21 protein-coding genes are annotated in these 26,257 nt (G+C 69.4%); 9 read left to right on the forward strand and 12 right to left on the reverse strand.

The genetic code is table 11. The features are described from left to right. Window positions 1-419: 419 nt before the first annotated feature. Window positions 420-3,137: an aconitate hydratase AcnA gene (gene acnA / locus IG78_RS0128685; RefSeq protein ID WP_030568293.1), complete on the forward strand. Its 2,718-nt coding sequence runs from the start codon at window positions 420-422 to the stop codon at window positions 3,135-3,137. A gap of 66 nt (window positions 3,138-3,203) precedes the next feature. On the opposite strand, the gene IG78_RS0128690 is transcribed toward acnA, so the two are convergent. Continuing rightward, window positions 3,204-3,980, reverse strand: a complete 777-nt coding sequence (locus IG78_RS0128690) for a hypothetical protein (RefSeq protein WP_157855893.1) — start codon at window positions 3,978-3,980, stop codon at window positions 3,204-3,206. 51 nt (window positions 3,981-4,031) lie between these two features. Between IG78_RS0128690 and IG78_RS50305 the strand changes: the two genes are divergently transcribed. Both IG78_RS50305 and IG78_RS50310 read left to right on the forward strand, forming a co-directional pair. Next, entirely contained in the window at window positions 4,032-4,283 is a 252-nt protein-coding gene (locus IG78_RS50305; RefSeq protein ID WP_030568297.1) for a hypothetical protein, read from the forward strand. A gap of 61 nt (window positions 4,284-4,344) precedes the next feature. After that, entirely contained in the window at window positions 4,345-4,485 is a 141-nt protein-coding gene (locus tag IG78_RS50310; protein ID WP_169749724.1) for a hypothetical protein, read from the forward strand. 225 nt (window positions 4,486-4,710) lie between these two features. On the opposite strand, the gene IG78_RS0128705 is transcribed toward IG78_RS50310, so the two are convergent. From IG78_RS0128705 to IG78_RS0128740, 8 genes are all read right to left on the reverse strand, one after another. Continuing rightward, on the reverse strand, window positions 4,711-5,103 hold the full coding sequence (locus IG78_RS0128705) for a VOC family protein (RefSeq protein WP_030568299.1): 393 nt from the start codon (window positions 5,101-5,103) through the stop codon (window positions 4,711-4,713). A 129-nt stretch (window positions 5,104-5,232) separates the two neighbouring features. Then, entirely contained in the window at window positions 5,233-5,847 is a 615-nt protein-coding gene (locus tag IG78_RS0128710) for a Uma2 family endonuclease (protein WP_030568301.1), read from the reverse strand. A 112-nt stretch (window positions 5,848-5,959) separates the two neighbouring features. Then, window positions 5,960-7,984 carry a HEAT repeat domain-containing protein gene (locus tag IG78_RS0128715; protein WP_157855894.1) on the reverse strand — a complete coding sequence of 675 codons (2,025 nt, stop codon included), beginning with the start codon at window positions 7,982-7,984 and terminating at the stop codon, window positions 5,960-5,962. A 12-nt stretch (window positions 7,985-7,996) separates the two neighbouring features. After that, the gene (locus IG78_RS0128720) at window positions 7,997-8,677 is read right to left on the reverse strand and encodes a DUF7019 family protein (protein WP_030568306.1); all 681 of its coding nucleotides are present in this window, start codon (window positions 8,675-8,677) and stop codon (window positions 7,997-7,999) included. Window positions 8,678-8,683: 6 nt separating this feature from the next. After that, window positions 8,684-10,639, reverse strand: coding sequence for a HEAT repeat domain-containing protein (locus IG78_RS0128725; RefSeq protein WP_051853018.1), 1,956 nt, complete (start codon window positions 10,637-10,639; stop codon window positions 8,684-8,686). Next, window positions 10,632-11,267 carry a DUF7019 family protein gene (locus IG78_RS0128730; protein ID WP_030568310.1) on the reverse strand — a complete coding sequence of 212 codons (636 nt, stop codon included), beginning with the start codon at window positions 11,265-11,267 and terminating at the stop codon, window positions 10,632-10,634. Before IG78_RS0128730 ends, IG78_RS0128725 begins: the two co-directional genes overlap by 8 nt. 7 nt (window positions 11,268-11,274) lie before the next feature. Continuing rightward, entirely contained in the window at window positions 11,275-11,460 is a 186-nt protein-coding gene (locus IG78_RS0128735; RefSeq protein WP_030568312.1) for a DUF397 domain-containing protein, read from the reverse strand. Further along, window positions 11,457-12,233 carry a helix-turn-helix domain-containing protein gene (locus IG78_RS0128740; protein ID WP_318657887.1) on the reverse strand — a complete coding sequence of 259 codons (777 nt, stop codon included), beginning with the start codon at window positions 12,231-12,233 and terminating at the stop codon, window positions 11,457-11,459. The genes IG78_RS0128735 and IG78_RS0128740 overlap by 4 nt, the downstream gene beginning before the upstream one ends. Before the next feature lie 161 nt (window positions 12,234-12,394). Between IG78_RS0128740 and IG78_RS0128745 the strand changes: the two genes are divergently transcribed. Next, window positions 12,395-12,847, forward strand: coding sequence for an ATP-binding protein (locus tag IG78_RS0128745; RefSeq protein WP_031129377.1), 453 nt, complete (start codon window positions 12,395-12,397; stop codon window positions 12,845-12,847). Here IG78_RS0128745 and IG78_RS0128750 read toward each other — a convergent pair. After that, window positions 12,801-16,691, reverse strand: coding sequence for a GH92 family glycosyl hydrolase (locus IG78_RS0128750; protein ID WP_404827772.1), 3,891 nt, complete (start codon window positions 16,689-16,691; stop codon window positions 12,801-12,803). The genes IG78_RS0128745 and IG78_RS0128750 overlap by 47 nt on opposite strands. Before the next feature lie 248 nt (window positions 16,692-16,939). Between IG78_RS0128750 and IG78_RS0128755 the strand changes: the two genes are divergently transcribed. Next, the gene (locus IG78_RS0128755; RefSeq protein ID WP_030568321.1) at window positions 16,940-17,734 is read left to right on the forward strand and encodes an SDR family oxidoreductase; all 795 of its coding nucleotides are present in this window, start codon (window positions 16,940-16,942) and stop codon (window positions 17,732-17,734) included. A gap of 55 nt (window positions 17,735-17,789) precedes the next feature. On the opposite strand, the gene IG78_RS0128760 is transcribed toward IG78_RS0128755, so the two are convergent. Both IG78_RS0128760 and IG78_RS0128765 read right to left on the reverse strand, forming a co-directional pair. Next, the gene (locus tag IG78_RS0128760) at window positions 17,790-19,559 is read right to left on the reverse strand and encodes an Hsp70 family protein (protein ID WP_030568323.1); all 1,770 of its coding nucleotides are present in this window, start codon (window positions 19,557-19,559) and stop codon (window positions 17,790-17,792) included. Next, entirely contained in the window at window positions 19,556-20,890 is a 1,335-nt protein-coding gene (locus tag IG78_RS0128765) for a KAP family P-loop NTPase fold protein (RefSeq protein ID WP_030568325.1), read from the reverse strand. Before IG78_RS0128765 ends, IG78_RS0128760 begins: the two co-directional genes overlap by 4 nt. Window positions 20,891-21,388: 498 nt before the next feature. Between IG78_RS0128765 and ngcE the strand changes: the two genes are divergently transcribed. The 4 genes from ngcE (at window position 21,389) to IG78_RS0128790 (ending at window position 26,240) form a co-directional block, all read left to right on the forward strand. Beyond that, a complete protein-coding gene (gene ngcE, locus IG78_RS0128775; protein WP_030568327.1) occupies window positions 21,389-22,837 on the forward strand; it encodes an N-acetylglucosamine/diacetylchitobiose ABC transporter substrate-binding protein in 1,449 nt (482 codons plus the stop codon). Window positions 22,838-22,955: 118 nt separating this feature from the next. Next, window positions 22,956-23,885 (forward strand): carbohydrate ABC transporter permease, encoded by a 930-nt coding sequence (locus IG78_RS0128780; RefSeq protein ID WP_030568329.1) that lies wholly within the window; start codon window positions 22,956-22,958, stop codon window positions 23,883-23,885. A gap of 14 nt (window positions 23,886-23,899) precedes the next feature. Next, window positions 23,900-24,826 carry a carbohydrate ABC transporter permease gene (locus tag IG78_RS0128785; RefSeq protein WP_030568331.1) on the forward strand — a complete coding sequence of 309 codons (927 nt, stop codon included), beginning with the start codon at window positions 23,900-23,902 and terminating at the stop codon, window positions 24,824-24,826. A gap of 214 nt (window positions 24,827-25,040) precedes the next feature. Further along, the gene (locus tag IG78_RS0128790) at window positions 25,041-26,240 is read left to right on the forward strand and encodes an ROK family transcriptional regulator (protein WP_030568332.1); all 1,200 of its coding nucleotides are present in this window, start codon (window positions 25,041-25,043) and stop codon (window positions 26,238-26,240) included. Window positions 26,241-26,257: the final 17 nt, after the last annotated feature.

The raw sequence follows: 26,257 nt of genomic DNA on the forward strand, positions 1-26,257 counted from the left end.
TGCATCCGGCCACGGCGTGCCGCACTCCCGGACCGTCGGTATTCGGCCATCCGACGGTTCGCCACCCGCACCGGGGCGGCGCATGCTGGAGGGGTGCGTGAAAAGCGGAGCGCGCGGAAAAGCGGGCGCGCGGAGAGGTGGGCGCGCGGAAGAGATGACCGCGCGGGCGCGCGGAAGGGCGACCGCGCGGGCGTGCGGGCACGCCGATATGGCGCACAGCACAGCCGCGCCTCGTCGCGACGCGCGGTGATGTACTAGAGTTATCTCGACATCGAGATATCTGCCGAGGCGCACCGCGGCCGCACGCATCGCCAGTCCGATTGGTAAGGGTTACCTAACTTAGCCTTACCTTAGCGGATCGGCCGGAAGTCGTGGCGGCAGGATGCGGTGGAACGCGCACACATATGAAGGAGACTGTCGTGTCGGCGAACAGCTTCGACGCCCGCAGCACGCTGCGCGTGGGCGACGAGTCGTACGAGATCTTCAAGCTGGACAAGGTCGAGGGCTCCGCACGCCTTCCCTACAGCCTGAAGGTTCTCCTGGAGAACCTGCTCCGCACCGAGGACGGCGTGAACATCACCGCCGACCACATCCGCGCGCTCGGCGACTGGGACTCCCAGGCCAAGCCGAGCCAGGAGATCCAGTTCACGCCGGCCCGCGTGATCATGCAGGACTTCACCGGCGTCCCCTGCGTCGTGGACCTCGCCACGATGCGTGAGGCCGTGAAGGAGCTCGGCGGTGACCCGGCGAAGATCAACCCGCTGGCCCCGGCCGAGCTGGTCATCGACCACTCCGTGATCGCGGACAAGTTCGGCACGGCGGAAGCCTTCGGCCAGAACGTGGAGCTGGAGTACGGCCGCAACAAGGAGCGCTACCAGTTCCTGCGCTGGGGCCAGACCGCCTTCGACGAGTTCAAGGTCGTCCCGCCCGGCACCGGCATCGTCCACCAGGTCAACATCGAGCACCTGGCCCGCACGGTCATGGTCCGGGGCGGCCAGGCCTACCCGGACACCCTCGTCGGCACCGACTCGCACACCACGATGGTCAACGGCCTCGGCGTGCTCGGCTGGGGCGTCGGCGGCATCGAGGCCGAGGCCGCGATGCTCGGCCAGCCGGTCTCCATGCTGATCCCGCGCGTCGTCGGCTTCAAGCTGACCGGTGAGCTGAAGCCGGGCACGACCGCCACCGACCTGGTGCTCACGATCACCGAGATGCTGCGCAAGCACGGCGTCGTCGGCAAGTTCGTCGAGTTCTACGGTGAGGGCGTCGCCGCCACGAGCCTCGCCAACCGCGCCACCATCGGCAACATGTCGCCGGAGTTCGGCTCCACCGCCGCGATCTTCCCGATCGACGACGAGACCCTGAAGTACCTGCGCCTGACCGGCCGCGACGAGCAGCAGGTCGCGCTCGTCGAGGCGTACGCAAAGGAGCAGGGCCTGTGGCTGGACCCGGCCGCCGAGCCCGACTTCTCCGAGAAGCTGGAGCTCGACCTGTCGACGGTCGTGCCGTCGATCGCCGGTCCCAAGCGCCCGCAGGACCGCATCGTCCTCGCGAACGCCGCCGAGCAGTTCAAGACGGACGTCCGCAACTACGTCGACGACGTGGACGAGGCGGGCAAGGAGTCCTTCCCGGCCTCCGACTCCCCGGCCGTCGCCCCGAACGGCGCCCCGTCGAAGCCGGTCACCGTGACCGCCCCCGACGGCTCCACGTACGAGATCGACCACGGCGCCGTCACCGTCGCCGCGATCACCTCCTGCACCAACACCTCGAACCCGTACGTGATGGTCGCCGCCGCGCTCGTCGCGAAGAAGGCCGTCGAGAAGGGCCTGACCCGCAAGCCGTGGGTCAAGACCACCCTCGCCCCGGGCTCGAAGGTCGTCACCGACTACTTCGACAAGGCGGGTCTCACCCCGTACCTGGACAAGGTCGGCTTCAACCTCGTCGGCTACGGCTGCACCACCTGCATCGGCAACTCGGGCCCGCTGCCCGAGGAGGTCTCGAAGGCCGTCAACGACCACGACCTGGCCGTGACGTCCGTCCTCTCCGGCAACCGGAACTTCGAGGGCCGCATCAACCCCGACGTCAAGATGAACTACCTGGCGTCCCCGCCGCTGGTCGTCGCGTACGCCATCGCGGGTTCGATGAAGGTTGACATCACCACCGAGGCCCTGGGCACCGACCAGGACGGCAACCCGGTCCACCTCAAGGACATCTGGCCGAGCGAGGCCGAGGTCAACGACGTCGTCGCCAACTCCATCGGCGAGGACATGTTCAACAAGTCCTACGCCGATGTGTTCGCGGGCGACGCCCAGTGGCAGGCCCTGTCGATCCCGACCGGTAACACCTTCGAGTGGGACAGCGAGTCGACCTACGTCCGCAAGCCCCCGTACTTCGAGGGCATGACGATGGAGACCACCCCGGTCTCCGACATCACGGGCGCCCGCGTCCTGGCGAAGCTGGGCGACTCGGTCACCACCGACCACATCTCCCCGGCCGGTGCCATCAAGGCCGACACCCCGGCCGGCCAGTACCTCACGGAGCACGGCGTCGCCCGCCGCGACTTCAACAGCTACGGCTCGCGCCGCGGCAACCACGAGGTCATGATCCGCGGTACGTTCGCCAACATTCGCCTGCGCAACCAGATCGCGCCGGGCACCGAGGGCGGCTACACCCGCGACTTCACCAAGGAAGACGCGCCGGTCTCCTTCATCTACGACGCCTCGCGCAACTACATCGAGCAGGGCACCCCGCTGGTCATCCTGGCCGGCAAGGAGTACGGCTCGGGCTCGTCCCGCGACTGGGCCGCCAAGGGCACCGCGCTCCTCGGCGTCAAGGCCGTCATCGCCGAGTCCTACGAGCGCATCCACCGCTCGAACCTCATCGGCATGGGCGTCCTGCCGCTCCAGTTCCCGGAGGGCGCGACCGCCGAGTCCCTCGGTCTGACCGGCGAGGAGACCTTCTCCTTCACCGGCGTCGAGGAGCTGAACAACGGCACCACGCCGAGCACCGTGAAGGTCACCACCGACACCGGTGTGGAGTTCGACGCGGTCGTCCGCATCGACACCCCCGGTGAGGCGGACTACTACCGCAACGGCGGCATCATGCAGTACGTGCTGCGTTCGCTGATCCGCAAGTAGGCGACGGCACACAGCAGGTGAGGGCCGCACCCCGGGGCAGGGGTGCGGCCCTCGTCCGTGGGGCCGTCAGCCCAAGGGCAGGCTCTTGACGGCGGTCAGGATCGGGATCAGGACGTAGTCGCCGTTGCCGGGGCCGCAGACGGGCCTGGTGTCGGCGGTGTCGGAGACGTTCGTCCCGGTCGAGTACCGGGTGTCGGGTGCCGTCACCACGCTCGTGAGGTGGCTCTTGTGCCGCTCCGAGTAGTACACGCACTGGTGCAGGTTGAGGTAGCGGCCCGCGTTCAGGTCCAGGGCCTTGACGCCCGAGAGCCCCGGATTGGGTACGTGGTTGCCGTTGCCCGGGCCGCAGGTGGGGCTGGTCTCGGGGGAGTTGGACACCTTCGTGCCGGTGGAGTACCGGCCGTCGCCGCTCGGCGTCACCAGGGTGGTGAAGCGGTCGGTGCTCGCGCTCCGGTAGTAGTCGCACTGCTGGAGGTTGAGGTAGCGACCGCTGCCGAGGTTCAGGGCCTTGACTCCGTGCAGGATCGGAATGGGTACGTGGTTGCCGTTGCCGGCGCCGCAGTTGGCGGTGGTGTCGGCGGTGCTCGATCGCTTGGTGCCGGTGGCGTACCGGTTGTCGGCGCTCGGCGTCACGAAGGTGCTGAAGTGGTCGTCGAGGGTGCTCGCGTAGTACGCGCACTGGTGCAGGTTCAGATAGCCGGAGGCGGCGGCGCCGTCTGCCGCCCCCGCCGCCGTCCCCTCCGCCGAAGCCGCGGCGCCCGTGCCCGTGCCCGTGAAAGCGCCCATGCCGAGTACGACCGTGAGCACCGGTCCCGCCACGCGTCCGGCCGTCCATCGCCTCATGTCCTGGTCCTCCCGCTGTAGTGGTTCGTGCAGCAAAGTTCGCAGGAGTGGGTGGGGCGCCGGTATCCCGAGATCTGGGGGATTGACTCGACGGCTTCGCTGGTGTTCGCGCGTCACCATGTGTACGGCTCCACCGGTCGCAGCGAACGCGTCAAGCTCGGGGACGCGTTCTTCCGTAACGGGCCGCTGGGACTGTCGGCGAAGAGTACGGGCGGTGTGGACACCGGATTCAACCGGGAACCCGGGGGCACCCTGAATCGCGTCAGGGCCTTCGATGTCGCGAAGGCGCAATCGGCGTCCTGAGTGACCGTGCGGAAGGGTGGTTCTGGTGGGGAACGGTAAGGGTTCATTAGCGGCCCGGGAAATGGTCGATCTCGTTTACCGCGCGCGTGGGGGCGGGGGTGGGAGCGGAGGCGGAGGCGACATGCCCGGGTGGCTGATCGTGCTGATCGTGGTGCTCGCCGCCGTGGCCGTCGTTCTCACGCTGCGCGCCAGGCGCAAGTAGGCGGCCCGGCTCCTTGCCCTGATCGCCCCGCGCGGCGGCACATCGCTTGTCCGGATGGACGTACCGATACGTACGTGACTCCGCCTACGCTCGGCAACGGACGCTTCGGAGTCCCCGACGATCCCCTCGCCCTTTTCTGAGGGATGGGAGGGCGAGGAGCCGGGGGGTTGCACTACCTGTGGGGGGAGTGCAACCCGCCCGTGCGCCCTGGCGCCGCCGTGAGCCCTACCTCTGCGGTAGGCCGCCGTACGGCACTGTGATCAGCTCCATGTAGTGACCCGCGGGGTCCGTGAAGTAGACCCCCTTGCCGCCGTCATTGCGGTTGATCTCACCGGGCTGCTTGCCGTGCGGATCGGCCCAGTGCTCGGTGCCGCGCGCCGTGATCTTCTCGTACGCCGCGTCGAACTCCTCCTCGGAGACGAGGAAGGCGTAGTGCTGCGGTGCGATGTCGGTTTCGGGGACGGTGGCGAAGTCGAGCGTGACGCCGTTGTCGAGTTCGACCGCGACGAACGGTCCCCATTCGGTACCGACTTCGAGTCCCAGCAGGTCCGCGAAGAAGGCGGCGGACTCCCGGTTGTCCCGGGCGTGGACGATCGTGTGGTTGAGCTGTACTGCCAAGGAATGCCTCCGAGGGCATCTCCCACACCTCCATGCCTCACCCGGACGGTGACCGGCACGCGATGCTGCCGGGGATCTTAGGCAGGGATCCGTCACGCTGTCGCGGCACGGCACTCGTGCTGCCTCGCCTCAGAACTCCAGCAGCGCCGCCAGATCGATCTCCACGGGGAAGGGCAGCTCGGTGCTCAGCTTGTCGCGGTGCACGGGGTGCATGGGGGCGGGGATGTAGGCCCGGGTCTCGGCGTGCTGCCAGTACTCGTGCACGGCGAGGCGGTTGTCCCTCTCCAGCTCCACGCGCCAGTAGCACGCCACTTCGGCCTCGGCGAACAATGCGGGCTTGCGGACGCGGTCGTCCTGACGTGAGCCGGGAGAGACCACCTCGACGGCCAGGGAGACCCGGTCGACCGGCACGCACTCGATCTCGAAGAAGTCGAGTCCCCGGGGGTCGAACACGATCACGTCGGGCTTCGGGACGTTCTGGTCGCCCACCATGACGCACTGTTCCAGGACCACGGAGTACGGCTCGGCGTGAGCTGCCTTCAGCGCGTCCGCGATGCCGTCCCGCACCCGGTTGTGCCAGAACCTCGTCTGCCCACGAAGCGCAATCGCTCCGTCCACGAGTTCCCAGTCGAAGGGCAGCTCCAAGTGCTTGACCTGGTCGAAGTTCCAACCGTCGGCCGGCGGGAACATCCAGGTCTCTTCGGTGGCCCGCCCCTGCCGGTGTGTGGTCATCACCGCTCCCATGGGTGCGAGTGTGGACGCGGGTACGCGCCGTGGTCTTGTGTACGACGGTACCGTCACCCGAAGTGATGACGGGTGGGCCCGGGGCGCGTCGTGCCACGGTCGGCCTGCCTGGCTAGGGCCCGAGCCGGATCCCGCGTGCCGCGGCGACGGCGTCCAGGGCGCCGACGTGCCAGGTGTAGAAGTGCTTCGTCCCGTAGCAGAACGACAGCACGTGCTCGTACGCCTCCTCGGTGCCGATCCGCAACAGGGCCTGTACGGCGGGCTCGTGGGCGCCGAACCAGGAGTCGGGGCCCAGGAGAGCCGTCAGGGGGGTGAGGTCCCGTGCCGAGCCGCGTTCGGTGAGGGCGAGGGACGCCACCTCCCGGACCGGCGTCGATCGGGACAACCGGCGCGCACCGGAGGTCACGTACGCCTTCCCGTCCCGCAAGCCCGGCGGCGGCGCCGTGGCGAGCCCGAGCAGCGCCCCGGTCGTCTCCGCCCCGGGGTGGGCGGCGAGCGCCCCGACGAGCCGGTGGCCCACGTCCTCGGGCAGGCCGTCCGCTCCGGCGGCGAGCTGGACGAGGACCGGCAGCGCCGGGCCGCCGATCTCCCGCAGCGCCTGCACGGCGGCACGCGCGAGGTCCGGTTCGGCGCCTGGCGTGACGAACTCCCCGAGCGCGCGGGCGGCTTCCGGCACCGGGAAGGCGCCCAGGGCCACGACGGCCCGCCCCCGCACCGCCTCGTGCGGCGACCACGCGCAGGCGAGCACCACCGGCAGCGTGTCCGGCGCCCCGATCGAACCGAGGGCCCGCACGGCGTGCGCCCGCAGGGTGCCGGGCTGCTCCTCGTCCGTGGCCAGGGCCGCGAGGGGCGGGGCGGCGGCATCGTGCCGCAGGGCGCCCAGCGCGTCGGCGGCGGACGCGCGTACCCCGACCGGAGTCGTGTCGTCCGCCAGGGCCGACAGGAGCACCGGGGCCGCGTCCGTGCGTCCGGCGAGCCCCAGCACGCGCGCCGCGCCCCGCCGTCGGGCGACGGATTCGCCGGGGCGTGTGAACAGGTCGGCCAGTGCGGGCAGCACCAGTTCGGACAGCACCGGCTCCGGCAGCGCGGCCACGAGGTCCGCCACCGTGTCGCCGATGTGCGCGTCGCCCAGCGCCGCCACCAGCTCACCGGCGGCCCCGGCCCCCGCGTACGCGGCGAGCGCCCCGGCGGCGGCCCGGCGCACGGGCGGTGCCGCCGCCGCACGCAGATGGTGCGTGAGCAGGGCGTGGTGTTCGCCGGGGTCCGGTACGGCGAAGAGGCCGGGTTCCGCCGCGATGCGCGCGCAGACCGCCGCCACGGCGTGCGGCGGGCACTCGGGGCCGTCCTGCTCCGACGCGCCGCGCAGCACGTCCCACAGGTGGGCCCGGCCGTCCTCGGTCCTGGCGAGCAGGGCCGTGGCGAGGCGGGCCGTGTCGGGGTCCGGGTCGCGCTGGGGGATGTGCAGGAGCTGCTCGACGGCCGGGTGGCGGTGCGGGGGCGGCCACTCGGCGGCGGGCAGCGCGTGCAGCGCCTGGACCGCGGCGCGGCGCAGGTGCGTGTCCGAGGCGGGGGAGTGCGCGAGGACGAGCAGGGCGGAGGCGGCCCGCGGGTCCCCGATCGCGCCGAGGGTGCGCACGACGCGTACCGCGAGCTCGGGCAGATACGCCCACAGCAGGGCCAGGAGGGGCGTCACGGCCTCCGGCGCCCGCAGCGCGGCAAGGGCGTCGAGCACCCGCACCGTCCAGTACCCCCGGCCGGACCGCAATCGCTCGCACAGGTCCACGAGACCGCGGACGACCTCCGGTCCACCGATGGCCAGCAGGGCTTCGCACGCGGGCTCGTCCAGTTGTTGACGGTCGTGGTCCGACTCGGCCAGGGTGCGAAGGATCAGGGGCACGGCCGACTCCACGCGCAGCCTGCCCAGGGACACGAGGGCGTGCCAGCGCAGTCCGGGGAGCGGCTCGTCCTCGCGAGTGAGACAGAGGCGCAGTGTCCTGACGACTTCCGGTGTGCGTACCGCGCTGCCCAGCATCGCGGTGGCGTACACGGCGGCGTCATGGTTCTCGGACCGCGTGGCCCGGCAAAGCCCCGCCACGTCGCCCGCCATACGCATGCGCATCACCTCGGAGATGGACACCGCGCGCTCCACTCAGGCCCCCTCGCCCTCGTGCACCTGGTCCGACATCGCCACGTACAGCGGTGTCCCGACGACGATCGTCAGCTCCTCGCCGTCGTCCCGCGTCACGGTGGAACGCATCAACTGCCGCGCCAGGAAGTCGCAGTACACGGGCGGCACCGTCAGTCCCTCGGCCGCCTGTAGCACGTCGTGCGCCACCATTCCCCGGCTCGGCATCCGGCCACCGCGCGACCGCACGTTGAACTGGCCCTCCCACTCCGGAGGGGCGTCCTGGAGCAGCCGGAAGAGCGACGGCAGCCCCGAGAAGCCGATCAGGCCCATCTCCGGCGGCGCCTCGTAGCCCACCAGGTGGTGGGCGGAGCCGATCAGCGCGACCACGGTGTCACCGTCGCGGCCCGTCATCAGCGTCGGCGTGTTCACCTCGCCGTACCCCGCGATACGCAGCGCCAGGTCCCCCCGGAACCAGGCGGTGGGCTCCGACATCCAGCCGACGTCGGACTCCCGCTCCAGGTAGGACTCGACGATGTCAAGGCGGTCGTAGCGGCTGGTTTCGGTACGGGGCGACTGTACGGCCAGGCTGAGGACCTTCAGGTCGACCTTGGCCTCGACCGCGAGGCGCTTGAGCAGCTTGGGCGGGATCTGCTCGTACAGCATGTCCACCTTGGCGGTGGAGACGTAGAGGTAGTAGCGCATGGGGGGTCAGGCACCGTCCTTCCCGGCGCGGGCGGCGGCGATGGCCGTCAGCGCGTCGAGTTGCTCCCGTTGCGGGTACCGCGTCGCGCGACAGTACGCGAGGACGTGCTCGACGGCCTCCTCGGTGCCGATCGCCGTCAGGCCCCGCAGCCCGGCGGCGTAGGTCGGGCCGTACACCCCGTCGTCGACGACGAGGGCCCGCAGGGGTGCCACGGCCTCCGGGGAGCGGCGTTCGCTCAGTTTCTCGGCGGCGTACACCTGGGACGCGTACGTCACCGGGGTCGTGGCCAGGCGGCCCAGGGCGGCGGTCGCCTCGGGCTCGGGGCGGTCGGCGAGCGCACCGACGAGGTATTCGGCGAGATCCGGCGGCACCCGGTCCGTCAGCGCCGTCAGGGCGGGCAGCGCGGGGGCGCCCATCCGGTCGAGGGCGTACAGGGCGGTCAGCGCGACGCCGTCGTCCGTGCCGTCGTCCGTGGCGGATGCGACGAGCGCCCCGAGCGCGTCGGCCGCCTCGGGCACCGGGAACGAGCCCAGGGCCCGCACGGCCCGCTCCCGTACCGTCTCGTGCGGCGAGCGCGCGCAGGCGAGCACGACCGGCAGTGTGTCGGGCGCGCCGATCAGGCCGAGGGCGCGTACGGCGCGGGCGCGCAGCGCGCCGGGCTGCTCCTCGTCGGCGGCCAGAACCCCGAGGGGCGCGGCGGCCCGCGTGTGCCGCAGGGCGCCGAGCGCGTCGGCGGCGCCGGTGCGCACCGCCACGGGGGCGTCGTCGTCCGCGAGGGCCGCCAGGAGCGCGGCGGCGGCACCGGTGTGGCCCGCGAGGCCCAACGCCAGTGCGGCGCCCCGGCGTTGTGCGGTACCGCGCGAGCGGTCGGTGAGCAGGTTCAGGAAATCCTGGACAGGAGGTTCGGGGAGGGCGGCCAGGACGTCCGCCACCGTCTCGGTGAGAGGAGGGTCGTCCAGAGCCGCCAGGAGGTCCCCGGTCGCCGCCGCCCCCGCGCGGGCGCCGAGCGCGCGGGCCACCGCACGGCGCACGGCCGGGAGGGGCGACGTACGCAGTTGGGTGGTGAGCAGAGCGATGTCCCCGTGTAGGTGGGGGCTGGTGAAGCGGCCCGGGTGGTCCGCCATGCAGGCGCAGGCGGCGACGACGGCGTGCGGCGGGTACTCGTGGCGGCGCGATGTCCCCGTGGGGGGCTTCAGGGCTTCGGACAGGAGGTAGCGGCCCTCGTCGGTCCTGGAGAGCAGGTCGGCGGCGAGGCGTGCCGTGCCGGGGTCCGGGTCGCTCCAGGCGCCGCGCAGGAACTCTTCGGGGTGCGGCGTCTGGACGGGTGGCGGCCAGGGCGACGCGTGCAGGGCTTCGACGGCGGCGCGGCGCACGGCGGCGCGGTCGGAGCCCGCCAGGTCCAGCAGGGCGGCTCCCGCGCGCCGGTCACCGATCGCGGCGAGCGCCCGCACCACAGGCAGCGGGTTGGTCGGACGGAACTGCCAGAGCGAGGCGAGGAGCGCGGGGACGGTGTCCGGTGACCGCAGATCGGCGAGGACGTCGACGATCTGCTTCGCTCTGTAGAGGTCCGCCTGCAAGGCCTCCAGGACGTCGATGAGCCCGGCGACGACCTCCGGGCCGCCGATGCTGGTCAGGGCCCGGTACAGCTCCCGGTCGAGGTGGGGGCCGTCGACCGGCTTGCCCAGGTTCAGGAGTTCGAGGAGTACGGGCACCGCGCGGCGGTCACGCAGTTTCCCCAGGGCGATGACGGCCGACCTGCGCACGCCCCGGTACCGGTCGCCCTCCCGTCCGCAGCAGCCGATGAGCGTGTCCACCGCCTCGGGCACCGCGCAGCCGCCCAGCAACTCCACGGCCTGTACGGCACGGCGGTCGTCGTCGGCCCGTGCCACCCGGCACAGGCCCGCCACATCGCCGTCCATCCGCATGTCCACCAACTCGCCCAGCGGCGCGAACTCAGCCATGTTCCTCCGCCATCGCCACGTAGAGCGGCGTGCCGACGACGATGGCCAACTCCCGTCCGTCGTCCATCGTGACGGAGCCGTGCGTCAGCCGACGCGCGAGGAACTCGCAGGACACCGGCGGCACCTCCAGCGCCTCGGAGAATTCCAGGACCTCGTGGAGCACGCCTCCCCGGCTCGGGCGTTCCGCTCGTCGGTCGGCGTCGTCCCGGAGGAGCTGGAACATCGAGGGCAACGCGGAGTGGCCGATCCGGTGCATGTCCGGTGCGGGCTCGTAGCCGATCAGGTGGTGGGCGGAGCCGATCAGCGCGACGAGCGTGTCGCCGTCGCTGCCCGTCATGAACGTCGGGCTCACCATGGCGCCGTACCCCGCGATGCGCAGCGCCAGGTCGCCCCGGAACCAGGCGGTGGGTTCCGTCATCCAACTGACGTCGGACTCCCGCTCCAGGTAGGACTCGACGATGTCAAGCCTGTCGTACGTGCTCGCTTCGGTACGGGGTGACTGTACGGCCAGGCTGAGGACCTTGAGGTCGACCTTGGCCTCGACCGCGAGGCGCTTGAGCAGTTTCGGCGGGATCTGCTCGTACAGCATGTCCACCTTGGCGGTGGAGAGGTAGAGGTAGTACCTCATGTGCCGGTCAGGCGTGCCGGTTCGCCAGGAAAGCTGCCCAGGCGGCGCGCGTGACGGTGAGGTAGGGGGCCTCCGGGGTTTTGGAGTCCCGGATGTGGACGGCAGTGGGTGCTTCGGCTATCTCCAAGCAGACTTGCCCTTCCTCGTCGCTGTAGCTGGACTTGAACCACTCAAGCGCGGTGTTGTTCCTCATCGCTCTCCTAGCAACTGGTCCAACAGGCCCTTGCTTTCCTCGGAGTTGAGGGCCTCGGACCGCAGCATCCCATACTTGCAGGCCAGGTTCGCCACCCCGTCCGGATCGGCGATCAGGTGGCTTCCGCGATGGGTTTCGCTGTAGGCAAGCCGCTGGTGATCGGGTGTCTCCAGCACGATCAGCGGGCTCGTGACTGAGGGGCCGGAGGGGTGGCGCAAGGGCATGATCTGCAAGCAGAGGCCTGGTAGGTCGGCATACTCGCGCAGGTGGCGCAGTTGCTCGATGTGCACAGTGTCCCCACCCATACGGCTGAGCAGTGCCGCCTCCCGGATCACGAAGCTGACAGCGGGCGGCTCCTTGCGGTGCAAGATGTCCCGCCGCTCGATCCGCTGGGTGACGAGTTCCTCGATCCTTTCTTCGGTGAACGCCGGGATGCGGCCACGGAAGAGCGCCCGTGCGTAGGCCTCCGTCTGGAGGAGTCCGGGCACCAGCATGGTCTCGTACCAGTCGATCACGATGGCTTCCCGCTCCTGATCCAGGTACTCCTCGCTGAACCGAGGGATCAGGTCGACCTCCGGCATGTTCTCCACGGCTGTCTCGAACGTGCCCTTTGTGCCCAGGAGTTCGTCCAACTGCACCGCCAAGTCCATCTTCAGGGTGCGCCGCCCCTGCTCGATGGACGCGATCTGCTCCTCGCCGATGACGAACCGCTCGGCCAGGGATCTCTGGGTGAACCCGGCCGCCTCCCGGTGAAGCGCGAGCAACGCCCCCACAAGCTTCCTCGCCGATGCATTCTTACGTGACCGTCGTGAGCCGCTCATGCGGGTACAACTCCCCACCGGAACCCGTCCATCCACCGATGTGAACCCGTACAACAAAGCTGTACGGCTTCACGCACTGCATCATGATGGCAACGCCCCGTGACTCTCGTCGCGTGAATGATGAAACTTCCCCCACGCCCCCGGCGCCTCTGTTCTCCCGTTTCTACCCGCGTGTGCGCCGCTCCGTCCCCGACGCCCGGGCCTTCGCGAGCCTCGCCCTGGCCACCTGGGGGGTCCAGGGCCCCGCCGCCGACGCGGTCATCCTCTGTGTCAGCGAGCTGACGACGAACGCCCTCCTGCACGGAGTCCCCCCGGGGCGCGGCTACTTGCTGCGGATCGGCAGGGCCGGGACCGCAGTACGCGTGGAGGTGCACGACAGCGGAGACGGCCGGCCCCGGCTCGCCAAGGGGGGAGTGGGCGAGTCGGGGCGCGGCCTGCTACTGGTGTCGGCGCTCGCCGACAAGTGGGGCGTCGAGCCACGCGACCCGGGCAAGGTCGTGTGGGCCGAGTTCACCCACGTCAGTGGAGCAACTCCACCTCCGCGAGGGTGGCCCGACCGCCGGTGAACACCAGGCGGTACTTCTTGTAGGAGCCGGGCTTGCCCACGGTGAAGGGGCGGGTCTGCTTGTCCCAGGCGAAGGACTGGCCGGACCGCTTGTCGACGGTGGACCACTTCTCGCCGTCACGGGAGCCCTGAAGGACCCACCCGCGCGGCGCGGACGCCTTGTCGGCCGAGGTGAGCGTGTACTGCACGGCCTTGGTGCGGGCCTGCACAGGCAGGACGACGGACGCGGCGTTCGCGCTGGTCGCGGAGGAGTCGTCGAAGAGTTCGCCCTCCACCCGGAGGGCGTCCTTGCGCGGCGAGGGAACCTTGTCGTCGTCCGTCACGGACACCGGCTGGGCACCCTTGCCGGTCGCCCAGGCGGACGGCTTCGGCCCCATGTCGAATTCGAGGACCCCGCCCTTGGCGATGGCACTGTGCGGCAGGGCAGTCGAGTTCCACCGCTTCCCATTGACCTTAAGACCCTGCACGTACACGTTCTTCGCGCTGTTCTTGGGAGCCTTGACGACCAGGTCCCGGCCGTTGTCGAGGTGCACGGTCATCTTCTTGAACTGCGGCGACCCGATCGCGTACTCACCACTGCCCATGACCAGCGGGTAGAACCCGAGGGAGGAGAACAGATACCAGGCGGACTGCTCGCCGTTGTCCTCGTCGCCGTGGTAGCCCTGCCCGATCTCGCTGCCGGTGTAGAGGCGGGCGAGGACCTCGCGGACCTTCTCCTGCGTCTTGAAGGGCTGCCCGGCCGCGTCGTACATGTACGCGGCGTGGTGCGCGACCTGGTTGGAGTGCCCGTACATGCCCATCCGTACGTCACGGGCCTCCGTCATCTCGTGGATGACGCCGTTGTACGAACCGGCGAACTCGGGTGACGCGGTCTCCGGCGTCGCGAAGTACGTGTCGAGCTTCTTCGCGAGGCCGCCCCGGCCCCCGTACAGATTGGCGAGACCGCGTGAGTCCTGCGGCGCGGTGAAGGCGTAGCCCCACGCGTTGGTCTCGGTGTAGTCGTGGCCCCAGATACGCGGGTCGAACTTCTCCGAGGGGACGCGCCAGTCGCCCTTCTTGTTCTTGCCCTGGAAGAACCCGGCCTTGGAGTCGAAGAGCTTGACGTAGTCACGGGCGCGGTTCAGGAAGTAGGAGGCCTCTTCCTTGTAGCGCTTCTTGCCCGTCTTCTTGTAGAGGGCCTCGCCCATCTTCGCTATGCCGTAGTCGTTGAGGTACCCCTCAAGCGCCCACGACAGGCCCTCGTGCGTCTCGGACGGGGTGTAGCCGAGGAACGGCGACGTGCTCATGCCCTTGCGGCCGTAACCCGACTTGTCGGGGGCGACCGTCGCGTTCTTCACCGCCGCGTCGTACGCCGCCTTCGCGTCGAAGCCCTTGACGCCCTTCACGTAGGCGTCGGCGAACGCCACGTCGGAGGACGTGCCGGTCATCAGGTCCGCGTAGCCGGGCGAGGACCAGCGCGACGTCCAGCCGCCGTCCTTGTAGTGCTGCACGAAGCCGTCCACCAGCTCACCCGCCTTCTTCGGGGTGAGCAGGGAGTACGCGGGCCAGGTGGTGCGGTAGGTGTCCCAGAAGCCGTTGTTGACGTACGGCTTGCCTTCGACGATCTTCGCGCCGGTGTGGGTCGGCGTGTCGGGGCCGGTCTGCGCCGAGAACGGGGACGCGTACTTGTGCTTCGAGCCGACCTTCTCGAAGCCCGAGTTGGGGTAGAGGTAGAGGCGGTACAGGCTGGAGTACAGGGACGTCTTCTGCCCCTCGCTCGCGCCCTCCACCTCCACCCGGCCGAGGATGTCGTCCCACTTGTCCTGCGCCCGCTCCTTGACCCGGTTGAAGGAGGTGCCGGAAGGTATCTCCTCGTCCAGGTTGGCCTTCGCCTGGTCGACGCTGATCAGCGAGGTCGCCAGGCGCAGCGAGACACTGCGGTCCTTGCCGGGCGAGAAGCGCAGATAGCCGGTGGCGTCGGTGGTGCCGCCGCCCTTCAGCTTGCCGCCGTCCGTGACCGGGCGGTCGAAGGTCCCGTACACGAACATGCGCGTCGCGCCCGTGGACAGGCCCGACTTGACGTCGGAGTACCCGGTCACGACCCCCTTCTCCTTGTCGAGGGTCAGACCGACGTCGTGCTTGGTGTTGCCCGTGACCTCGATGTTGTCGAAGATCATGTTCGCGTCGTCACCGGGATAGGTGAACTTGAACATCGCCGCGTGGTCGGTCGGCGTCATCTCGGCCTTCAGGCCGTTCTCGAACGTCACGCCGTAGTAGTGCGGTTTCGCCGTCTCCTTCTCGTGCCGGAACGGCAGCGCCCGCTTGGCGCGGTCCGCGTCCGGGGCGCCCTTCGCCGCCGACGGCATCACCTGGAAGGTCTGCCGGTCGCCCATCCACGGGCTCGGCTCATGGCTCGCGCTGAACGCCTGCACGGTGGGCAGATTGTCGTCATTGTTGCCGCGGTGGTAGTCGTACAGCCAGCTCACGGAGCCCGCGTTGGTCACCGGCGTCCAGAAGTTGAAGCCGTGCGGGACGGCCGTCGCCGGGAAGGTGTTGCCGCGTGAGAAGCCGCCGCTGGAGTTCGTGCCGCGCGTGGTCGAGGCGTAGTCGGAGGGGCGCGCCTTCGGCTTCGCGGGTGGGGTCTCCTTCAGCGACACGTCGTCCAGCCAGCCCCGGAACTTCGCGGGCCCCTTGGGGGAGTCGTAACCGACGAGAATGCGGTCCACCGTCTTCCCCGCGGCGACCTCCCCGATACGCCCGACGACGTCGTTCCACTGGTTGACGTACAGGACCTTCGCGTCGCCCTGCCCGCGCGGAGTCAGCGGGAAGCCGTGCTGGTCGGTGGCCTTGAGGTCACTCAGATAGGTGCCGTCCGTGAAGGCCAGGTCGACCGCGACGTTCGTGGCGTCGTAGTCGAGGTCGCCGTCCGCCATGGACGGGAACACGCGGTACGACAGCGCCGTGTCCCGCCGCACGTCCACGTTCACGTCGAAGACCTTGTTGTACGAGAACCCGCGCTTCTCGGCCGTGTGCGTGCCCGCGTACCGCAGCGCCTGCCTGCCGGAGAACCCGGCGCGCGCCTTGGCGGTCGGGGACCCGGCGGGGCCGCGGTCGATCAGGCTGAGCATGTCGTCCGGCGGGGCCGGGGTGTCGCTGCCGCCGACGGAGAGCTGCACGTCGGCGAGTTGCAAGGCGTCACCCGCGCCGTTGTTGGCGGTGATCTCCAGGCGGTAGTGCCGGTACGCCGTCGCGTTCTCGAACTCGTACTTCTTCGTCGTGAACGGGCTGGCGAACTTCTCGCCCTCGCGGCTGTCGAGGTCCTTCCAGTCCTTGCCGTCACTCGACCCCTGGAGCTTGAAGTCCTTCGGGTCACGCTCCGGGTGGTCGTTGGCCGAAGTGAGCGCGTACCGCACCACCTTCGCGGGCGCGTCGAGCTCGAACTCGACCCAGCCGGTGGGCTTGAAGGTGAGCCACTTGGTCGACTGCTCGCCGTCGACCAGCTTCTCCTTGGTCTCCCCGGAACCGGCGTTCTCACCGCTGGCCCGCACGTCCACGACGCGGTCGTTGACGCTGCCCGGAATCCCGGAGCTGAAGCCGCCGTTGACGCCGCCCGCCCTCTTCTTGCCGTCGGGCCCCGTCTCGACCGTGTCCAGCCAGTCGGGCTGCGCGTCGTCCCTCTCGAACGAGGAGCTGAACGCCCGCTCCGCCTTCGGAGTCCGCTCCGGCCCGGCCACGGCGACGCCCTGCGAGGCCGCGAGCACCGCGAGCGCGGTGAGGCCGACGGCGGCCGGGGTATGACGTCCGATCCCGCCCCTGCCGCCGTGCCGAGACGCCCCTCGGCCTCCGTGTCGAGGTCTGTGTCCCATCCCCTGAGTCCCCTCCAAGCACGATCCGGACAACGTTGTCAGTGGTTGCGCCGGGTCCAGTAGGGCGGTAAGTGGGCGCTGGTGTCAAGGGGGTTGAAGGGAGTGCTTGAGGCGGTTGCGGACGCGGTTCGTCGGGGCCCTGCTCCGCTTGCTTGGAGTGCACTCCAAGGCCATAGCGTTGAGAGAGCTGAACCGAACACCAAACCGGTCGACGCGTCATCCCGCACGGCCAACGCGAAAGGCGGCAAGTGGTAGACAACCAATTCACCACGCATGCAGAACTTTTCGATCTGAGTGGAAAGCGCGGGCTCGTCACCGGCGGCACCCGAGGCATCGGAATGATGATCGCGCGTGGCCTTCTCCAGGCGGGCGTCCGCGTGATCATCAGCTCACGCGACGCGGAAGCGTGCGCTCAGGCGCAGGAACAACTGTCCATATTCGGTGAGGTGCGGGCCATACCCGCCGACCTGTCCCGCCACGACGAGTGTCGGCGACTGTCCGACCTCGTCACCGCCGAATCGGAGCATCTCGACATCCTCGTCAACAACGCGGGCACCATGTGGGACGAGCCGCTGGCGACGTTCCCGGACGCGGCCTGGGACACGGTCGTCGACCTCAACCTGAAGTCGCCGTTCTGGCTGGTCCAGGCGCTGCTGCCCGCACTTCGCAGGGCGGGCACCGCCGACGATCCCGCGCGGATCATCAACATCGGCAGCATCGCCGCCATCCACATCCCCCAGCGGCCCAACTACTCGTACTCCAGCAGCAAGGCCGCACTGCATCAACTCACCAGAGTGCTCGCCAGGGAACTAGGACCGCAGCACGTCACGGTGAACGCCGTGGCGCCGGGACCGTTCCCGTCGACGATGATGGCCGCGACCCTCGATGAGTTCGGCCAGGCGATCGCGGCGTCGGCCCCACTGCGCCGGATCGGCCGCGACGACGACATGGCGGGTGTCGCCGTGTTCCTCGCCAGCCGGGCAGGCGCATACCTGACAGGCGCCGTGATCCCCGTCGACGGCGGCATCGCCACAACCGCGTAGGCCGCCCAGGGGTCGACCTGGCTCTGCACAACGTTCCCGAAGACACCCCACAAGCTCAGACCAGGAAGCGCTCCACCTCCTGCGCGCGCTGGTCCATCTGGTCCGCGATCCGCTCGGCGACATCGGTGACGAGGCGGTCCACCTCGGCGGGGTCGAGGGCGGCGCGGTGCACAGTGGTCTTGATGAGTCGGCGGGCACCGAGTTCGGCGCCCTTCGGCAGGGCGACGACGACGACCGCCGTGGCCGCGGCCGCGCCCGCCTTCGCCGGGGTCACGCCGCCCCGCAGCATGCGCTTGAGGAACATCATGCCGACCTGCGGCACCCTCGTGGCCGTGGCGAGCACCGTCTGGGAGCCGCGCAGCATCATCCACAGCGCGCGGATGCGGCGGCTGATGGTCGTGCCGATGATCTCGGGCAGGGCGATGTCCAGCGTGAACTGGTCGTCACGGATGCCGTACGAGCGGCAGATGCCGAGCACCAGTGGCATCAGCGTCTCTTCCAGCGTGCCGCGCAGGTCGGCCAGGACCGTGTCCATGCCGGTGAGTTCGCGGATGAGCGCGTCGAGGTTCTGCTCCCCTTCCGCGTCCTCGCGCTCCGCGCGTTCCAGGAGGCGCGCGAGGAGGGTGGCCTTGGCCTGGTCGAACGCGGTGAGCAGCCCGGCGCGGATGGCCTCAACGAACTCCGGGCGGTCCTTGAGTACGAGGATGTCGCGACGGAACCGGGCCACGTTGACCCGGTGCCGACCGATGCTGGCGAGGCCCCGCGTCACCGACAGGGAGGGCTCCGTGTCGTTCTCCACGGTGGCCTGGGAGAACGCGGCGGCGCACAGCTCCCGGACGACGGGCATGCGGGAGCCGCCGCCGGTGAGGACGACCAGCTCGGGCCCCGGCGTCCCGAGGTGCCCGCGCACCTCCGCGAGCGTCGCCGCGAAGCGGTCCGCCCAGCCGCCCGGCGCCCGTACGACGCGCTCGCGCACGTCGACGCCGCGCAGGCGTTCCACGCTCAGGGTGACCAGGGGGACCAGTGCGTCGGCACAGCCTTCCTTCATGTCCTGCAGTTTCAGGTCCCGGCGGGTGAACTGAGCCTCCTTGGCCCGGCGGCAGACCAGCATCAGCATGTCGGGGCCGCCGTCCCTGGCCAGGGCCTCGGTGAACTCGGGGGTGTCCGCGAAGTCCTTGCGCAGGATCGCGGCGAGAGCGGCGTCGATCTCGCGGCAGCCCAGTTCGGCGCCCACGGGCAGGTTCCTCGGGATCAGGTCCTCCACGACGGTGAAGTCGGTCGTGGAGGAGCCCACGTCGACGACGAGGACCCGGTCGAGCCCGCTCCCGTCCCGGCCCTTCGCCCTGCGGTCCCGTACGTGCACCAGGGCCGACTGGGACTCCGCCACCAGGCGCACCGGCACCTCCATGGCGCCGAGCTGCCGCTGGTAGGCCCGTACGGATGCCCGGTCCCAGCCCGCGGGGTGGCCTACGTACAGGACGTAGTCCTCGCGCACCTTGGGGTGGGCGGCGAAGAACTCCGCGAGGAACACCTGGGCGAACTGCACCGCTTGCAGGTCCGTGTGCCCGTGCCGGTTCTTGAAGTTGACGCTGAAGTGCAGGCAGTTCCTGGCGAGTACGGCGTCCTCGCCGATGACGACGCGGTGGCCGAGGTCCGGGTCGGGCACGCGCCCGAGCGCGGTGACGACCGAGGGCCCTTCGGTGCCACGGCTGTGCACCTTCGCCTGGCCGCGTCCGGTCGTCGGCAGCCAGCACAGTGAACTCTCGCCGTCCCCGAGGTCCAGGCCGACCGCGTACCGGACGTCGCGTTCCAGGTCGTCCGTCATCGGCCCGGCCCCTCTCCGACGGTTCCTCCGGTGGTGAACGCCGGGGCGGGGGCCGCGCTGCCGTTCGGCGGGCCGCCGGTCACCGTCAGCACCTGGGTCAGGACCCGGATCTCGGTCGGGGTCGGCGGATCGGGGAACGCGAAGCCCTCGCGCCGGTGTGCGACGGCCGAGAGCAGCCGCCGCACCCCGGGGTTCTCACCGGCGAGCAGCACGTCTTGGCCGCTGAGTTCGGTTCTGTCGAAATCGGCCTGGTCGTAACGCCTCCAGACGTCCGGGTCGGACTGGAGGGCCGTAAAGAAGCCCGGGTGCCTCATGCGCAGGGCGAGCAGCGTGCCCGCGTGCAGCAGCAGCCGGTGCGAGGGCGGATCGTCCGGGTTGAGGCGCAGGGTCATGACCGTCACGTTCAGGCCGTTGACGAAGCGGCGGACGCGGCGCGGGTTGGCCGCGAAGGCCACCTCGATCAGCTCCCACAGCTCGCGCGAGCCGGCAAGACCGGAGTCGGTGATCTTGTCCTGGAGGTGGCGGACGATGGCCTCGAAGGAGACCCCCGGCAGGTGGTAGGGGAAGTGGATGAGCTTTTCCAGGTACTGGCGGCCGCGTGCCGCGTCCGGCTTGTCGCTGTGGAACCGCCGTGCGGCGGCCTCCGCGACCACCTGATAGTCCATGGCGAGGACGAACACGCAGGACGCCTCGCCGAGGAACAGCTTGAGGGAGTCGAGGACGGTGATCGCCGCGTCCGGCGTGCAGCGGTCGAGGTCGTCGACGAACAGCACGAGCCTGCCGCCGTCGGTGTAGGTGCCCACCACCTCGGCGAAGTCCTGCTCGAAGCGGTTGACGTGCAGGTATGTCTCCGTGCCCGGTTCGGTGAGCGCGGCTTGCGCGGCGTCCACGTCGTCGGCGGTCAGGACGCCCGCGGTGAGCGGTGCCGCGCTCCGGCGGGCCAGGAGCCAGGCAGCGGCCTGGCTCAGCCGCCGTACGGTCGCCAGGGCGCCCGCCATCCGCTCGCGCAGGGCGAGGTCCCCGGACATCCGCCGTCGCTCCAGCTCCTGGGCTATCTCGGTGAGCACGCTCTGGATTAGGGCGTGCCAGATCTCGTCCTTCTGGTCGTACTTCCACGGGTTGAACCACACGGTCGGCAGGCCGCGTTTGCCGAGCAGGTCCTGGCAGACCTTCATGAAGCTCGACTTGCCCGTGCCCCAGGGGCCGAAGACCCCGACGGCCAGCGGCAGGTCCTCGGTAGTGATGATCGCCGAGCAGAGCACATCGGCGTGTGCCCGGAATCCGAAACGGTCCCCGTCCGCGTCCGCGATCGGGTTGTCGGTCAGCAGCATGAGCCCCCCATGCGTCGCGACAAATCAGCCACGGTGACCGATTGTCGGCGGCATACCGCTCATGGTGCCCGAATCGGTCCTTCCGCGAGCGAAGTTCGCCGAAGTGCCCGGCGGTCGAAGGGCCCGGAAAGGGCGGGCGGTCCGAAGGCGCTCGAAAAGGACCGGTTCACCTTCGTATTGGTACGGACTATTCCGGGGCCGGGGCCGCGCCGGAATCGGAGAAGCCGCACGACTCCGTGAGGTCTCAACTCGGAAAAGACCGCAGTCCAAACCTGCATTCGATCTTGCTTGCCAGACCTCAACTGGACTATACCTGTCGGCGTCCGTACCGCGCCGGTTCGACCGGTCCCCGTAACGACCGACCGCGGGGCCGTTCCAGTCGTTCCACCGGCGGCGGACACATCCCGCACCATCGCACGAACCCAGCTTCACCACTCCGCGGTGCCGGGGAGGATCCGGTTCACCGCCTGAGTCCTGGAAGAAGGCGAGGACTTGAGCATGGGATCCACCCCTGGGACCTCCGGCAGGCCCGACGCGAGCGGTGTCGGCCGCCGCGACCTGATCAAGCGCGCGGCCGCCCTCGGCATCATCTCCGTACCGACGATGAGCTTCCTGTCGGCCTGCGCCTCCGGCGGCGGCGACGACAACGACAAGGCCGAGACGGTCAAGAAGACGAAGGAAAACCCCTTCGGCGTGGCCAAGGACAACGACCTCGACGTCTTCATCTTCAAGGGCGGTTACGGCGACTCGTACGCCAAGGTCTGGGAGTCCTCGTACGAGAAGAAGTACGGCGGCTCGGTCGCGCACAGCGGTGAGCAGGACGTCACCGGCAAGCTCCAGCCCCGCTTCAACAAGGGCAACCCGCCGGACGTCGTCGACGACTCCGGCTCCAAGAAGATGAAGCTGGACACCCTGCACAAGGAAGGTCATCTGACCGACCTCACGCAGTTGCTCGACGCGCCGTCCATCGACGACCCGAGCAAGAAGATCCGCGACATCATGCTGCCCGGCACCATCGAGCAGGGCACCTTCGGCGGCAAGTTCCACGCGCTGTTCTACGTGTACGCGGCCTGGGGCCTGTGGTACTCCAACAAGCTGTTCAAGAAGCACGGCTGGAAGGTCCCGAAGACCTGGGACGAGCTCCTGGACGTCATGAAGGACGCCAAGTCCAAGGGCATCGGCGGCCTCGCCCACCAGGGCAAGTACCCGTACTACATGAACATCGTCATCATGGACCTGATCGCCAAGACCGGCGGCATGGACGCCGTGAAGGCGATCGACAACCTCGACAAGAAGGCCTTCGTCGGCAACCCGGCCGCCGAGCAGGCCATCGAGGCGGTGTACGAGATCGTGGAGAAGGGCCTGCTCATGCCGGGCACCAACTCCCTGGAGCACACCGAGGCCCAGACCAAGTGGAACGAGTACAAGGCGGTCTTCATCCCCTCGGGCTCCTGGCTGGAGAACGAGCAGGCCAAGCAGACGCCGGCCGACTTCGAGATGACGTTCCTGCCGCTGCCCCTGCTGCCCGGCTCCAAGATGAAGCTGCACGCCGTGCGCACCGGCGCCGACGAGCCCTTCATCGTGCCCTCCAAGGCCAAGAACGTGCCCGGCGGCCTGGAGTTCCTGCGCCGCATGCTCTCCAAGGAGGGCGCCACCGCCTTCGCCAAGGAGGCCAGTTCGCTGTCGGTGCTCGGACCCGAATACGTCGACGAGAGCGTGGAGTTGCGCCCCGGCATCAAGACGGCCCTCGCCGCCGTCGACGCCTGCCCGGTCGACGAGCGCTTCAACTTCCGCTACTCGGAGTGGTACGGCGAGCTGGACGTGGAGATCCAGAACGCCACCGGTGAGCTGATGGCCAAGCGCATCACGCCCAAGCAGTGGCTCCAACGCTGCCAGAAGGCAGTCGACAAGGAAGCCGCGAAGAACCCCGGCAAGAAGCGGAACTAGTCGTCGTCATCCGCCGGCCGGGACCGGGCGGTGCGGCCGGGCCCGGCTCCGCCCAGGGGCCGGCCGGCGGTGCGGCGCGGCCGCGGCCCGGCCACGGCAAGGCCAGGAGCAGGGTGTCATGCATCGGAAAAAGTACCCGTTCATCGCGGGATTCCTCATTCTTCCCGTCGGGCTCTACGTATTGCTGGTCATCTGGCCCTACATCCAGACCATCAGCTACTCCTTCACCGACTGGAGCGGCGCCTCCCAGAACTTCAATTTCGTCGGCCTCGACAACTACAAGGACCTGGCGGACGACGACGTCTTCGTCAAGGCGCTGCAACACAATGCCCTGCTCCTCGTTCTGGTGCCGACCCTGACGATTCTGCTCTCGCTGTTCTTCGCCTTCATGGTGAATGTCGGCGGCCGCGGCGGAGCCGGCGGAGTGTCCGGCGTCAAGGGCTCCGGTTTCTACCGCATCGTCTTCTTCTTCCCGCAGGTCCTTTCCATCGCCATCCTCGCCATCCTCTTCAAAGCGGTCTACCGCGGCGACGACTCCGGCCTGATCAACGGCACGCTCCAGGCCGTCGGCCTCGGCGACAAGAGCAGTCCCACGGAGTGGCTCAACGACCCCGACCTGGTGCTCTGGTGCATCGTCTTCGTGATGGTCTGGGCCGGGGCGGGCTTCTACATGGTGCTGTTCTCCGCCGCCATGCAGTCCATTCCCCGGGACATCTACGAAGCGGCGCTGCTCGACGGCGCCGGGCGGCTCCAGACCTTCTTCCGGGTCACGCTGCCGCTGCTCTGGGAGACGATCCAGACGGCCTGGGTGTTCCTTGCCATCCTCTCCATGGACGCGTTCCTGCTCATCTCCACGCTCACGTCACAGGACTTCGGCGGTGGCCCCGACCACAGCAGCGAGGTCATCTCGACGTACCTGATGCGCAACTTCCAGACGTACAGCAAGAGCGGGTACGCCTGCGCCATGGGTGTGGTGATGCTGCTCCTCACCCTGATCGTGTCCATCGTCACGCTGCGGCTCAGCCGCCGTGACCGCATCGAGTACTGAGGGAGGCGCGAGCGATGACGGCTCCCGCGACTCAACCGCCGGTCACCAAGGTCAAGGTGCCGGGCCAGCGGGGCGGCGGCAGCGGCCCCGGCCGGGACGGCATGGAGGGCAGGACGCTCAACGCCTTCTCGCACGGCTTCCTGGTGCTGTGGGCGGTCATGATCGTGCTGCCCCTGTTCTGGATCCTGCTCGGCAACTTCAAGACCGACTCCCAGATCAAGTCCAGCGCCTGGACCTGGCCGACCGAGTGGACCTTCGACGCCTTCCAGCGCGGCTGGGAGAAGGGCGTCGGCGACTATCTGCTCAACACCCTGATCGTCATGGTCGTCTCGGTGCCCCTGACGATGCTGCTCGGCGCGATGGCGGCCTACGTGCTCGCCCGCTACGACTTCGTCGGCAACCGGTTCGTGTACTACTTCTTCGTCGCCGGATCGATGTTCCCGGTGTTCCTGGCGCTCGTGCCGCTGTACTTCATGGTCGACCGGCTCGGCATGCTCAACACCTACCAAGGACTGATCCTGGTGTACGTGGCGTACTCGCTGCCGTTCACCGTGTTCTATCTGCACTCGTTCTTCCGCACCCTGCCCACGGCCGTGCACGAGGCCGCCGTGATCGACGGAGCCTCGCACACCCGGGTGTTCTTCCAGATCATGGTGCCGATGGCGAAGCCGGGCCTGATCAGCGTGGGGATCTTCAACGTCCTCGGCCAGTGGAACCAGTACATCCTGCCCCTCACCCTGATGCAGAAGCAGAGCGGCGGCGACGAGGACCGCTCCATGCTCGCCCAGGGCCTGGTGAGCCTGATGAACCAGGGGAACTACGAGACCGACCTGCCCGCTCTGTACGCGGGCATGACCATCTCCATGATCCCGGTGCTCGTGGTGTACCTGTCCTTCCAGCGGCAGGTACAGTCCGGCCTCACGGCGGCCACGATCAAGTAACGACGGTCACGGTCGAGCAGTGGACCCGATCAAGTAGTCGAACGCGATCATGTACAGGAAACGCCCCGTACGCGGGGCGTTTCGTGTGTGGGGTGTGACCGCCTGGATTTCCGTCAAGGACTTGACTGCGGCAACCCGTTCAGCAGAGCTTGGAGTTCACAACTTGTACGGGCGGCGACGATGCCGTCCGCCATAGGCGGGAGTGGATGAGTCGATGGAGACTCCGGGGTCGCAGTCGTCACTGCACCGAGCAAATCTGGAGCGGGTCGTGCGCGCGGTACGGCTCGCCGGTTCGCTCACGCAGGCGGAGATCGCCAGGACGACGGGCCTGTCCGCCGCGACGGTATCCAACATCGTCCGTGAACTGAAGGACGGCGGCACCGTCGAGGTCACCCCCACCTCGGCGGGCGGCCGCCGGGCCCGCAGCGTCTCCCTGAGCGGCGACGCGGGCATGGTCATCGGCATCGATTTCGGCCATACGCACCTGCGCGTCGCCCTCGGCAACCTGGCCCACAAGGTGCTCGCCGAGGAGTCCGAGCCGCTGGACGTGGACGCCTCCGCCGCCCAGGGCTTCGACCGCGCGGAACGCCTGGTCGGACGGCTGATCGAGGCCGCGGGGGTGGACCGCTCCAAGGTCGCGGGCGTCGGACTCGGCGTGCCCGGGCCCATCGACGTGGAGTCCGGCACGCTCGGCTCCACGTCCATCCTGCCGGGCTGGGCGGGCACCAAGCCCGCCGAGGAGCTCAAGGAGCGGCTCGGGGTGCCCGTGCACGTCGACAACGACGCCAATCTGGGCGCGCTCGGCGAGCTGGTCTGGGGGAGCGGGCGCGGGGTCAGGGACCTGGCGTACATCAAGGTCGCGAGCGGTGTCGGCGCCGGTCTGGTGATCAGCGGCCGGATCTACCGCGGCCCCGGCGGCACCGCGGGGGAGATCGGGCACATCACCCTGGACGAGTCGGGGCCCGTCTGCCGCTGCGGCAACCGTGGCTGCCTGGAGACCTTCGCCGCCGCCCGCTACGTCCTGCCGCTGCTGCACTCCAGCCACGGCACCGACCTGACCATGGAGCGCGTGGTCGGCCTGGCCCGGGACGGGGACCCCGGCTGCCGCCGGGTGATCGCCGACGTCGGCCGGCACATCGGCAGCGGTGTCGCGAACCTGTGCAACCTGCTCAACCCCAGCAGGGTGGTCCTCGGCGGTGCCCTCGCGGAGGCCGGGGAGCTGGTGCTCGGGCCGATCAGGGAGTCGGTGGGGCGGTATGCGATCCCGAGCGCGGCGCGCCAACTGTCGGTGCTTCCCGGGGCACTTGGCTCGCGGGCCGAGGTGCTCGGGGCGCTCGCACTCGCGCTCAGCGAGATGGGGGATTCGACCCTTTTGGACGGGAGCCTTCCGGCCACCACACCCGCCTTCACTTAGATAACGCATGGCACCGT

The organism is Streptomyces aureocirculatus, from assembly GCF_000720475.1.
Taxonomy (GTDB): Bacteria; Actinomycetota; Actinomycetes; order Streptomycetales; family Streptomycetaceae; genus Streptomyces; species Streptomyces aureocirculatus.